The organism is Paenibacillus apiarius (assembly GCF_017052585.1).
GTDB lineage: Bacteria > Bacillota > Bacilli > Paenibacillales > Paenibacillaceae > Paenibacillus_B > Paenibacillus_B apiarius.
The window spans coordinates 5,920,231-5,932,271 of the sequence record NZ_JAFFHZ010000001.1 but is presented as its reverse complement, the minus strand read 5'-3'; the positions used below and the strand labels follow the sequence as shown (position 1 = coordinate 5,932,271).

Annotated in this window: 10 protein-coding genes; 4 read left to right on the top strand and 6 right to left on the bottom strand. The window is 45.3% G+C overall.

Features of this window, described 5'->3' with window-relative positions:
- Nucleotides 1-17 precede the first annotated feature (17 nt).
- Complete coding sequence (locus tag JSQ80_RS26090) at nt 18-884, bottom strand: YitT family protein (RefSeq protein ID WP_206097391.1); 867 nt, start codon at nt 882-884, stop codon at nt 18-20.
- A gap of 533 nt (nt 885-1,417) precedes the next feature.
- Between JSQ80_RS26090 and JSQ80_RS26085 the strand changes: the two genes are divergently transcribed.
- From JSQ80_RS26085 to JSQ80_RS26075, 3 genes are all read left to right on the top strand, one after another.
- Nucleotides 1,418-1,900 (top strand): hypothetical protein, encoded by a 483-nt coding sequence (locus tag JSQ80_RS26085; protein WP_206097390.1) that lies wholly within the window; start codon nt 1,418-1,420, stop codon nt 1,898-1,900.
- A 90-nt stretch (nt 1,901-1,990) separates the two neighbouring features.
- The gene (locus tag JSQ80_RS26080) at nt 1,991-2,518 is read left to right on the top strand and encodes an RNA polymerase sigma factor (RefSeq protein WP_206097389.1); all 528 of its coding nucleotides are present in this window, start codon (nt 1,991-1,993) and stop codon (nt 2,516-2,518) included.
- Nucleotides 2,515-5,073 (top strand): DUF4179 domain-containing protein, encoded by a 2,559-nt coding sequence (locus tag JSQ80_RS26075; RefSeq protein ID WP_240463819.1) that lies wholly within the window; start codon nt 2,515-2,517, stop codon nt 5,071-5,073. The genes JSQ80_RS26080 and JSQ80_RS26075 overlap by 4 nt, the downstream gene beginning before the upstream one ends.
- Nucleotides 5,074-5,139: 66 nt before the next feature.
- Here JSQ80_RS26075 and JSQ80_RS26070 read toward each other — a convergent pair whose 3' ends face one another.
- The 3 genes from JSQ80_RS26070 to JSQ80_RS26060 form a co-directional block, all read right to left on the bottom strand.
- On the bottom strand, nt 5,140-6,714 hold the full coding sequence (locus tag JSQ80_RS26070; protein WP_206097388.1) for a gluzincin family metallopeptidase: 1,575 nt from the start codon (nt 6,712-6,714) through the stop codon (nt 5,140-5,142).
- Between the two features lie 122 nt (nt 6,715-6,836).
- Nucleotides 6,837-7,253, bottom strand: a complete 417-nt coding sequence (locus tag JSQ80_RS26065) for a hypothetical protein (protein ID WP_206097387.1) — start codon at nt 7,251-7,253, stop codon at nt 6,837-6,839.
- A 51-nt stretch (nt 7,254-7,304) separates the two neighbouring features.
- Nucleotides 7,305-7,769 carry a hypothetical protein gene (locus JSQ80_RS26060; protein ID WP_206097386.1) on the bottom strand — a complete coding sequence of 155 codons (465 nt, stop codon included), beginning with the start codon at nt 7,767-7,769 and terminating at the stop codon, nt 7,305-7,307.
- A 306-nt stretch (nt 7,770-8,075) separates the two neighbouring features.
- Between JSQ80_RS26060 and JSQ80_RS26055 the strand changes: the two genes are divergently transcribed.
- Nucleotides 8,076-9,791 carry a methyl-accepting chemotaxis protein gene (locus JSQ80_RS26055; RefSeq protein WP_206097385.1) on the top strand — a complete coding sequence of 572 codons (1,716 nt, stop codon included), beginning with the start codon at nt 8,076-8,078 and terminating at the stop codon, nt 9,789-9,791.
- Between the two features lie 843 nt (nt 9,792-10,634).
- On the opposite strand, the gene JSQ80_RS26050 is transcribed toward JSQ80_RS26055, so the two are convergent.
- Both JSQ80_RS26050 and loaP read right to left on the bottom strand, forming a co-directional pair.
- A complete protein-coding gene (locus JSQ80_RS26050) occupies nt 10,635-11,195 on the bottom strand; it encodes a 4'-phosphopantetheinyl transferase family protein (RefSeq protein ID WP_206097384.1) in 561 nt (186 codons plus the stop codon).
- Between the two features lie 2 nt (nt 11,196-11,197).
- Nucleotides 11,198-11,974: an antiterminator LoaP gene (gene loaP, locus JSQ80_RS26045; RefSeq protein ID WP_206097383.1), complete on the bottom strand. Its 777-nt coding sequence runs from the start codon at nt 11,972-11,974 to the stop codon at nt 11,198-11,200.
- Nucleotides 11,975-12,041: the final 67 nt, after the last annotated feature.

Here is a 12,041-nt window from a genome sequence, read left to right as displayed (position 1 = left end):
GCCCGCCTCTTCTTTCATTAATGTATGCTATTCTTCTGGAAGTTGCCTCCAAGCACGTCGGATACACTCTCAATCGCGATGAACGCCTTCTCATCAATCTCTTGCACAACCGCCTTCAGCTTGGCTAACTCCAGACGCGTGACGACACAGTATATGATCTGCGTTTCTTCCTTACTGTAACCGCCTCTTCCGTAGAGGAACGTCGTGCTGCGTCCCAGGCGATCCAGAATCGCTTGCGATACTTCTTCGTATTCGGAAGATATAATCGTAACCGATTTGGATTCATTCAAGCCCTCAACGACAACGTCCATGACCTTGGAGGCAATGTAGAACGTGAATATGGAGTACATCGCCGAATCCCAACCGAACACGAACCCTGCGATGATGAAGATAAAGACGTTGATGAACAAAATAATTTGCCCGACGGGCACCCGTGTCTTCTTCGAGACGAGAATGGCTACAATCTCAGTTCCGTCAAGCGAGCCGCCGAAGCGCAGCACCAGACCGACGCCAAGACCAAGGATTAAACCGCCGAACAGGACAGCCAATATTTTCTCATTTGTAAATGCTTCGGCATGATGCAGCCACAAGGTTGTTCCCGACATGACCGCAATACCATATAAGGTGGAAAAGGCGAAGGTCTTGCCGATCTGCTTGTACCCGACAATGAGGAAAGGGAGGTTGATGATGAAGATAAATAACCCAAGCGGTAAATTCGTTACTTTGGCGACAACGATGGATACACCTGTAATCCCGCCGTCGATGACGTTGTTCGGCACGAGGAACAATTCAAGCGCGACCCCCATTAATACGGCGCCTGCGGTAATGAATATAACCCTCTTCAAGTAATCTAGGATAGTTAACTTCTTGTGTGCTCTGGCCATACGATAAAATCCCTTCTTTATTTAGTATGTATGATGCTCACTTTCGTAAAAATTAGTTCTATAATAGCATTTCCCTATGTGCAGTACAAACAGTCATTTCTGGATATCCATCTAAAAGTGAACCTTCTTTCATCTCTTGTTTACAGCGATGCCGCTTTCCATTAATATCGTATGTGCGGCGTTATGCTCCATTCTCTTCTGAACATGATAACTAAGGCTGCAGCATTCGGCAAAGAAGAAGCCCATGATTTTGTTCGTGGGCTTTCGGCGATCCTGGCTAGAGTGGCATCCATGATTTACCCTTTTTGTTCACTCTCCCAACGCTTCAGATTTTCTTGGAACAGACTCGGTTTTTCTGAAGCAGGGGGAGAGCGGGTGAAAGGATGTTTTGAATCCCCTCTTGACGGCGAGCTTGTATTTGAAAGGTCAGGACAGGGGGTTAATACTGGCAGATGTTATTGAACGATTGAAACTAAACCCGATCCTCTTGCATCTAAAAAGCGAAACCAATTCAGATACAGGAGGAATATAACATGAAATCGTACAAAAAGAGGATCGCGGCGTTGGCCGTATCCAGCATGATGTTTGCGTCAATGGGACCGGTATGGACGGTGGCGGAGGCGGCGCCGGCGAGCAAAGAAACGAAGGAGCAGAAGGAGAAGACGATCGACGATCTGGATGCCAATTTGCTCAAGACAGCGCAGATAACGATGCGCCAGTTGGTAGGCAAGGATATTGAATTGGGCAGCGTATCGGAATATAAAGGTACATGGTTCATTTATCTCAAAGAAGGGAAAGAGAAGGGCCAAGTCGTCATCGAGGAAAAGACGGGCAAAGTATCGAGTGCTTCTCTTGAAATGTCGTTCGAGGAATTGAATGCCGCTATGCAGAAGCAAGCTTTGGATGCGCTGGCCCTTTTTACCAAGAAGGGGCAACCGACAGTAGAAGTGGAAGTGAGCCTGAACAAAAAACTGAGCATGATGGGAATTACCCCTGCCAATGGCGGCATGAATTGACCGTTTATCGAGTTCGAAAATATTTCTTAATCCCATAAAACTTTTTTAATCCTCCGTGCATCTAAGGGATGACTAAAAGGAGGAGACGACATGGATCAGAAGACGCTGATCGTTCGGGCGCAGCAGGGGGACACGGACAGCTTCGCGCTGGCGGTGCAGCACATCCAGGAACGATCGTACCGTATCGCGTACAGTTATTTGCATGACGAAGCCGCCAGCATGGACGCAGTGTGCGATGCCGTAGAAAAGGCGCTTATCAACATAAAAAATTTGAAGGACCCCGATAAATTCAATACCTGGTTTACACGAATCGTAATCAATCAGTGCAAAACCCATATCCGCAAAATGAAATCGATCGTCTATACGGAAGATGAAGACATTATGGGAATCGCGGAGCAGCCGCTGACGGACGAGATGCTGGATCTGAATGCGCTCATCGACGAACTGCCGCCGATGACGCGCATGCTCATCCAATTGAAATATATCCAGGGATACACGCTCGAAGAAATAGCGGAGATGACCGAGCTGCCTGTCGGGACGGTCAAGACGAAAATATATAGCACAATCAAGCTGTTCAAGCAGCAGATGTATGCGGAACCGAAGGAGGCGAGAGTATGATGGATTATCAAGATGACGAAATCGAGCGCTTGTTCGAAAAGTTGCCTGAAGTTCCTGTGCCGGAAGGCTTGTCCCAACGCATCGCGAAGCGGATTGATTCCACCGTGCGCCGTCGCCGCAAAGGCAAGGTCATGCGCCGCAGCTTGGGAACGGCCGCCGCCGGCATCTTGCTATTTTCCGGCTCGGTCATGTTCGTTCCATCCTTCGCCGTGTATGCAAAACAGATTCCGGGGCTGGAAGCGGCCATAAAGTGGCTGGAGGGTGCCGGAGAATACATCGGAATACGGAATGCCAAGGAGCACGGCTATATTTCGACTCCGTCCTACAAGACAACGTGGGGAAACCGCGAAGTCAGCGTGGACAATCTGTTTTTGGAAGACGATCGTCTGCACGTGGACATTACCATTAAGGGAGAGGATATCGCCGAAGCGCAGCGGAACGGCCGCATGGCGAACGAGCTGGAAGACTATGTCGCGACTTTGCCTGAGTTGGAAACGCATCAAACCCATGACGGCACGAGTAGCATGACTCGTTATCCTATAGATACCAATGATGAGATTCAAAAGCGAAACGAGCAGAGGGTGGATGGCGTCGTCAGATGGACTTACGATCTGCTTCTCAACCGGGAGTACGCAGAGGAACTGAAGCAGTCTCATAATCGGAAGCCGTTGAAGATCCGCCTGACCAAAGTGAGGCGGAACGAAGAATTCAAGGTCATTGATTCGGAAACTGACTATATCGAAGTTCCGTTCGGTGCGGAAAACGTCAAGCCTACCCGCGTTATAACTCTGAACCGTGACTGGGAACCATTCGATTCAGCCATGCAGCAGTTTGTCTTGCAGAACATTCAGATATCCCCGACCCGGATGATATTCGAGATCGGCACGCGAATCGAAGGGGGCGGAAAAATCAGCCTGCATCCTCGTAATGATTGGGACAAAACCATTCGCGAGAGCCTCATTCTGTCGGATGAGACGGGCAAGGTATATCCGATTCGCCAATCCGGCAGCTTCCGGGAGGTTATGAACGGTCTCAGCCGCAGCAGCTTGGAATTCGTTCCTTCCGTCTATTTCAACGAGAAGCCGACGAAGATGACGCTGGAGATAAAGAAGATCTGGATGACCCAAATGAAGGTGGAAGACACATTCCATATCCGTCTGGACGAAAGGTTTCCGAAAAAGGTGAGTTATCGAGGGAAGGATATTACGATACAGAGCGCTGAATATGACAATAAAAAGGTTATGCATCTTAAGGTGCAAGCGGACGAGACAGGTCACAATCCATGGGATACTGCCTTTCTGACGTACGAACCATACTATTTGAAGCTCCAGGAGACAGATAGTTCGGAAACATGGAAGCAGTACGGCTTGGATATCCATACACCGGAGACGAAGGCCATCCCATTGACCGGAGAGCAGCTGTACGAACAATACCAAGTTGTTGGCGGTCTGACGTGGAGTCCGGAGTTCGGAATGATAGTCGACAATTACGTCCGATGGAATGCGAACGAAAAGAAGCCTGTTTATGATATTGCAATTATTGCACCTAAACTGGAGGAGTACGAGATCTCGATTCGGCGTTTTATGGATCCGGTCACGATCAATCAGAAGATAGAGTTCACAATACCGCCGACTGGAGCGGGTGATGGACAGGAAGGAACATTGCTGGAACCGAAATATGCGAAGACAGTGGCCGATTTGGACGTTTCAGTCGTCGAACAAGCGCGGCGTGAGATGAGAGAAGCAGCCGGGCATGACATCGAATTGTACGGTGTTGAAGAATACAAGGGAGCCGCTTATCATAACGTCACCGTATACAGCAAGGACCACAAGAGCCGGGTAGCTCTAGATCTGAATAAAGGGACCGCCAATGTGCATGTGTCCATGTCCTACGGCGAGCTTCCTTCTGACTTGAAACACATTATAGAAACGGCAACCCGCATGAACGGCAGTCAACTGGCAGCGGAAATGAAGAAGCTCACCCGGACCAAGTCCGCGAATGAACGGATCATCCGCACATCGCTGGAAGGCGACATGACCATGACATTGGAAAATAATCGGATTGAGAGCATGTTTATCACTGTGCCAATGGATCAAGTGGATGCCAAAGCGTTGGCGGTAGCAGAGCAAGCTGTCCGGGATCTGAAGGGCAAGCATGTGCCGCTTGTCAAAGCTTCACATCACCTGTATTCCCGACAAGGGCAACCTATAAATATATATGTCTTCGAGGACCAAAAGGATGATTTGAGGATTGAAGTTGGATTCCAAACGGGGCGGCTTATATCCGTCTATACTTCGGAAGATTTGGAGGCAGGTACGGATGCTACGGAAGACATCTTCCGCAAATTCACCGACGAGCAGGTTCTTGAGGCTGCCGCTCCATACGTGCAGAAGCTGTTCGACATTGATCTGAACGGTTACAAAGTGGAGCGGGAGAAGGGAACCAGTTACTACACCTTTACGAAGGAAGACGGCCCGGCGATAAAAACTTCCATGAACCGTCACTTTAAATTTTATGACTTGGAGATATTGACGGAGAACGGAGCCATTGAATAAGTAAAGCAATACACGATTCGTATAGAGAGACCCGACTGCACATGGCAGTCAGGGTCTCTCTTTTGCTTAGCCGATGAATTGTTCGACGAAGTAGCGGGGCTGCAAAGATTCGCCTGTCGCTTTCACGAGCTTTTCATCCCATCTCCATGTCGCGCCGCTGGCGAAAAAATGTTCCTTTAAATAATCGCCTGCTTGGTGTGTGAACATATTTTGCGAGATGTTGGTTTTTATATAATGGAGCAGCTGGGACGCCGTTAATTCACCCAAAATATAATTTTGATAGCTGACGGGCGCAAGCGCGAAATGCATTTTCGCCGCCCAATCCGGATAGCGGGTATGCTCGGGCGCATTCAAATGCTGGATTTGTCCCGCCAGCTGCCACCAGCGTTCGTTGACATGCTGCAGCGGGCGCTCATACAGCTCGCGTTCAAACATCGTAAAGGTTAGGTACCAGCGCATGCTCACCAGCATCTGGCGGCGCATCGTCTCCTGCAACGAGGATAGATGCGGGCTAAGCGCAGCACTGCCGGACTGCACGAAGCGCTCGATCCAATCCGGATGCATCGTCATTCTTCCGAACAGCATCGCGATAGCTTCCGTCGTCAACGTATGGGCAGGCCGGCGGAGGAGAAACGGGAGCGCCGAGTCGATATACTTCTCATAGGCCGCATGCCCGAACTCATGCAGCATGACGCTCATCCAGAACTCATTCACATCGATGCTCATCATCACGCGCGGCTTGCCTTCCCGTCCCATAGCCGTGCAATAACCGTAAGGATATTTGTTCTCGCGCGGATATAAATCGCTGTTGCTCATGACGTCAGTGATATCGAGTCCCATGCTCCGGAATGTATCTTTCGTTATTTGCTCCATGCTCCGGCCTTGCAAATAAGCGTTCAAATTCCAGTCGCCTACCGAAGGTGCGCTCTGGAAGAAGGAGTCCGTATAATGCCAAGGCTGGATATGTTCCGTACCTATGCTGAACCGGCGGGCGATATCTTCGTCAATCTCCTCCTTGACGAGCCGATAGGGCTCTTCGCTGCGGGCGAGCAAGTCGTGAAAGATGGAGAACGTATCGTCCAAATCCAACTCCTGCAATTCATAGCTCATGTGATAATAATTATCGTAACCTAGCGCACGCGCCTCTTCATTGCGTTGCTGTATTAATTGCAGCACGCCAGTCTCGACCCGTTTTCCGATCTGCTTGCTGGCCAACCAGGCCCGCTTGCGCTCCTCTTGGTCGCCGCTCGTCTCCAAGATTGTCCGGATGTCGTTGTTCGTTACCGCGGTGCCGTCCATAGTTGGACGATACGTATTGAATATTTGCACAAGCTCCTTTGTCATTCGGGTCGAACGAGCCGCCAGCTCCGGGTCCAATTGATAGCCCGCCATCATATTATACAAATCAGTAAACTGGCGCTGCTGGAGCGGGTCCAGCCGTTTATCTCCTTTATATTTCTTCACGTATCCAAACCGATCCGGATTGGAAAGATAGTGTTTCCATGCAAGCTGCGCCGCTTCAAGCCGATCGTTCCATTCGTTTTCTCCGGTGGAGGTTGCCATCCATCCCGCGTGAGCTATCTCTCCAGATAGCTTTTGCATATTTTCGTTCTGCTGTTGCAAAAAGGCCGCCACATCCATTATGTCGTCTCCTTGTTAAATAGATTTGCTGCGTCTAATGGTGAACATTCCTATATATACCATAACAGAAATATTGGAAGTAGTCATATGAAGACATGACTTGGCCTATAAAATCGAGCTTGTTACAAAGATAAAATGGTTGACTCGATTTCTTCTTCTACATCTGCAAGCAACTCAAGCGTTACAGCAACTTCATCCCACTTTTTTAACATGGATAACGTTTGACATGTACCAAACAAGCGAGCCTGTGTTTCTTTTAATTCTGTCAGCCGTTCGTGACGGCCGCTGAAAAACATTGAAAAATCCAGTGCCCGCCGCGCTCCGAGCGGAAATGCAAAATGAATGAAATGTCCAATTTCTCCATCGACAAAACTTTCGTTTCTGATTTGTTCAGCCTTGAAGCGAAGCGCGTTTTTGCCCACTAACAGCTGTTCTTGCAGGGCAAAGTTATGTTGATCGCTGTAGCTAGATCTGAATAATTGAATGGCTTTATCGTAGATGTCAACTTGAGATGGATTCGATATGCGTTCCGGAGACACCCAACAACGATAAGAACCCTGGCTGCATGTGATTTTTTCAGCTTTCCATGCCTATTTCAACTGCGCAAACGTTAACCTCACAAAAGGATAACCAGCCGGATCATGCAGAATTACCTCTGTTTCATTCATTTTTAGTGCAAAAACATAATGATCGCATCCACCAAGAAATTGATGATTCGGAAGATAAGTCAAATAGCCCATATCCAAAGGCCCTAACATGACGGGGGATTTGGAGAGATCTTTCCTTAATTCTTCCAATGGGACTTGTTCCTCCTCCCTGCATACCTTTTCATTAACATGAAAGCCTAATATCTCAAACGCGCGATTAATGCCTTGATCTGGGCTGCTGGCGCAATTATCGAAAAAGATCATGCCATTTTGTGAAAAAGAAGCCCCCAATGCAAAGCCCGTAATAACTTCAATCAATGAAGGGGAAACATGTTCCCCTATCGTTGACAGCAGCATGGAAGCTGAGTTTGCATAACAATAAGCGCCATTTCCTTGATATATCGTCATATAATCAACCCTTTCGATGTGTAATGAATATCCTTTCAAAGCTGAGAAAGTATGGTGGCAGCCAGCCTTTACTATATTGATTCCAAATGAAACAAAAGTCTGACAAAAAGCGTTATGGGAATTTTCGGATTTGGAGCTTCGCATCAATAGGGTCATGGCAGTCCATTGGGCTGAATAATAATGAAATTTTGCAAAGGTTTTCAGAAAATTTAAGAAATAGTCACTATTTAACACCATTAAGCTATAAAAAATATGTCTGATTTTGTCGATAATGAATAAGCTTATATAAAGAGAGGAGCGTAAATTATGAAATTTAGATTTAGAGACTTAAATACTTCTATTAAAATCTTTATTCTGGTTGGGGTGGGCATTGTTCTGTTAATGTTGAGCACGTTCACTTCATACTGGGCAATGAATGAAATTAACCACAAGAACGACACTATTTACGGACATAATCTGAAATCGATTATGTGGCTGAAGCAAGTCATGGTAAATAACCGTACGGTTGACTCCATGGTGTTCGAGTTGATGGCGAGCAGTGATGATAGCCGCAACAGTGAACTGCTAGAGAGAATCGATAGTTTAAAGCAAGAAAATGATAAGTTGCTAAAAGACTATAAATCGATTTTGAAGACAGAAAAGGAACAGAAACTGATTACGGATTACGATAAATTGCTGAAGCCATATCGTGAGAACAATATCAAAGCGATAGAACTTGCGGTAGCGAACAAAAATACGGAAGCGTATGCTTATTATGTCGAGAACGTTAGGGATGTTCGACTTAAAGTGCAAAACGTGTTGACCGAGCTCGTGAAGTGGAATGAGGATTTGGCGGAGCAGGAAGTGAATGAGGCGACACGAATAACGCAAACCTCGACGATGACAAGCGTAATTATTGGCATCGTATCGCTTCTTCTTTGTGCGATTGTCGGATATTTTATCATCAACATCATCGTGAAGCCGCTTAGACAAATGCAAGGATTGATGAAGAAGGCGGAACAGGGCGATCTTACCGTTCGCGGCACTTACAACTCGAAGGACGAAATTGGCGTATTAATGAAAGACTTCAACAAGATGATGGACGGGCTGTCCTCGATTATGAGAACCGTACATGAACGGGCGGAAGTGCTGCTTCATAATTCCCGTCTGGTGGCCGATAATGCGAACGAGACGGCGCAAGCGACCGAACAAATTGCCGCGTCCATGGAGCAAGTTGCGACTGGATCGAAGCTGCAGCAAAGCGCATCCGAAGAGAACGCGATTGCCCTGGAAGAGTTTGCGCGGGGCATTCAATCGATCGTTGACAATACAACCAGCGTTGCGGATCTTTCCTCTCATTCTGCCATTCAAGCCGAGCAAGGCAACTCAACCTTGGTCGATGCCATGGCACAGATGAAATCGATTAGCCAATCGGTGGAGACGACCGAAACGGCCGTTCATCAATTGAATGAGCGTTCAGCTCAAATCGAGAAAATAATCGACGTAATCACCAATATTGCGGGGCAGACGAATCTGCTTGCGTTAAATGCTTCAATTGAAGCGGCAAGAGCAGGTGAAAGCGGCAGAGGGTTTGCCGTCGTAGCTGGCGAGGTGCGCAAGCTGGCCGAACAATCCGGTGATTCCGCCCAAAAGATCGCCGAATTAATCGGAGAAATTCAGCAAAGCACACAGGCGACCGTAAGTTCCATGGCGTACGTCCGTCAAGATGTGGCATCCGGGATGGAGGTCGTGGAAAAAGCCGGCCAAATGTTCGAGCACATTATGGCGCTTGTCCAGCAAGTCACCGGTCAAGTGCAGGAAGCATCAGCGGCTACGGAACAAATGTCGGCGGGTACTGAAGAAGTCTCGGCCTCCGTGGATGAGATGGCGAAGATTGCCGCCGAGACATCACTCACGGTGCAAACGGTGGTGGCTGCATCGGAAGAACAATTTGCTTCGATCGAAACGATTACCTCATCCATCGATCAATTGAAGGGATTGGCAGAGGAGCTGCAAGTGATAGTAAATCGCTTCAAACTATAATCAAACATAAGAACTCATTTTCGGTCCAAGAGTGGAACAGCCGGCTGCTATCAATGACAGCCGGCTGTTTTTTATTTTTTCGGAAGCCAAAGATGAATATCTAAGAAAGTCGTATAACTGTAGACAATGAGAAAAAATTCACATTTTGAATGATAAATGATATCTGAGCACGAATTCAAGTGGGAAATTGACGCTAAGTAATTCGATATGAGTGATGTTGCAAATTAAAAAAATCCGAATGCGAGCCGTATCGACATGATATGCCTGGAAATGAACTTTTAATAAGCACCAAACAATTGGACAATCGACATGTGTAACAAACAAAACGCAACTAACAAACAACGTAACAGAAAACAAAAACAAAGAAGGATAAACGGAAAATTCAAAAAAACAATCAATCAGTAAAAGCATTGGCGAATTAAATAATATGATGATGCAAGTGCGGATCTAATCAATTCCGCTTGTTTCCGACTATACTGTTTCACAAAACCCGTATTTTGTACATATATATAATTAGTTTGATTAACTGTTTTATTAACTCTTGTCTATCAAGGGTTTTTTTCGTGAGATTTCTCTGTTAAGAACTTAATCCAATTACTTAAATATGCCTCCATCCAATCATTTGGATCGCTAACTTCATTTCGCAATTAAATCAAGGGATCGGAGCTTTTCATTAAACTTTTTTATCCAAAATAGCTGCACGTTTTATTGCCAGAAGTTTTGATATCCGTTTTTTATTCCCTGTCCCGTCTAAACCCGCATGAAATCAGGCTTTCCCGTCATTTCCCACCTCTTTTTTTGGTATCTCTGTTTTGTCACTTATCTTGAGAGTGTACATTTGTTTCAATATGGATAATCAGTAGAAGCAATAACACATTGTCGCTCAACACAGACGGTAAAAGAGTTTAAAGGAATGGACAATCCCTTCCCTATGCATTTGATATAACTTTCTTTCATTGTCCATAAATTATAGAAATAGGCTAACCTCAATTCTTCTCGTTGCATCATCAGCTGTTGATGCTCTCTTTTGGAAAAGAAGCATTGTGACACAGAAAAATCGATAGGTTTTATCTCTTCAACATCAATACCGACTTCCGTATCAGCAATTGCACAAACTACCCAAGCCCCAGAATGGGAAATATTAAATTTAAACATTATATTATTCTGTAAATATGGCTTCCAAAATTCATTACGAGCAAATCGCAATTTCTCATTCGCTAAATTTAGTTTAGTACAAGCTAGATATCTTACCAATAAATCACCATACAATGTTCTCTTAGCGTCTTCAACCTTTTGAAATTTTATTAATCTCTCATGTTTTTCATCAGATATACATGAATACAGTCGGTTGTACAATAAATTTTCAATTGGATCATTTATATTCACTGCATAAATTTCAACCATGCTTATTTGGTATCAACATATATATATCTTTCTTCACCAAACAGATAGAGTTTTATTTTTGCCTTTCTTTTCCGCTTATCAACTTTCATAATAATGTGCTCCAATCCTACCAAAGGACCTGATAAAGCACACACTTCTCCATTAATTGTAGTAAGAACCGACTGATTGATTATTTGATCGTCATCCAACAATTCTAATATATTATTCATCTCATCATCAGCAACCTTTAAGAAGAACTCACTTTGAAGTTGTTCGTCAGCAGTAATGATAGAGTTGTAATAATCACGATTATATCCCTTTAATTTACCAACAACCTTAGTCTGAGTAGCTATACTATAACTTAGCATTCGAAAAACATGTGGTATTTTCTTAATTGTATAATATGTGCTAAACTCTAAATTTTCTTCGCATTCTATGAATATGTATCCGGGAAACATTAATTTGAAGACCACATGTATTTTCCCTGCTTTTTTCTCTGTTATGTAGCGCCTAGGAATCAAGTAATGGATGTCAGGAAGGTACCTTTTGATATATTGTCCAATCCGTTCTTCTTTTCCTGTCTCGACAAAGAAAACATAATAACTCATGGTAGCTCCAATCCGATAGAAACAACACGTCACAAATAAAGACATAGCTTCGCCCATTCCGTCCAGATATACACTATATACTGCACTACCTAAGCTACCAGCTATGTCCCTTAATGTCCAATAGCGTGCCGAAACATCTATTATTGTCAGTTCAGTTATTGTAATATGTTTAGATTCCAAGTATTTATACATATAGTTAATATACCGAATAGTGTCGAATATCACACTTTTTATAGTAATCCAGTTCCCATGTATTGTC

Excerpts from the sequence above, each read along its gene's own strand:
- loaP (WP_206097383.1), bottom strand. The coding sequence starts at position 11,974 with ATGTATAAATACTTGGAATCTAAACATATTACAATAACTGAACTGACA.
- JSQ80_RS26070 (WP_206097388.1), bottom strand. The coding sequence starts at position 6,714 with ATGGATGTGGCGGCCTTTTTGCAACAGCAGAACGAAAATATGCAAAAG.
- JSQ80_RS26050 (WP_206097384.1), bottom strand. The coding sequence starts at position 11,195 with ATGGTTGAAATTTATGCAGTGAATATAAATGATCCAATTGAAAATTTA.
- JSQ80_RS26080 (WP_206097389.1), top strand. The coding sequence starts at position 1,991 with ATGGATCAGAAGACGCTGATCGTTCGGGCGCAGCAGGGGGACACGGAC.
- JSQ80_RS26055 (WP_206097385.1), top strand. The coding sequence starts at position 8,076 with ATGAAATTTAGATTTAGAGACTTAAATACTTCTATTAAAATCTTTATT.
- JSQ80_RS26090 (WP_206097391.1), bottom strand. The coding sequence starts at position 884 with ATGGCCAGAGCACACAAGAAGTTAACTATCCTAGATTACTTGAAGAGG.
- JSQ80_RS26085 (WP_206097390.1), top strand. The coding sequence starts at position 1,418 with ATGAAATCGTACAAAAAGAGGATCGCGGCGTTGGCCGTATCCAGCATG.
- JSQ80_RS26075 (WP_240463819.1), top strand. The coding sequence starts at position 2,515 with ATGATGGATTATCAAGATGACGAAATCGAGCGCTTGTTCGAAAAGTTG.
- JSQ80_RS26060 (WP_206097386.1), bottom strand. The coding sequence starts at position 7,769 with ATGACGATATATCAAGGAAATGGCGCTTATTGTTATGCAAACTCAGCT.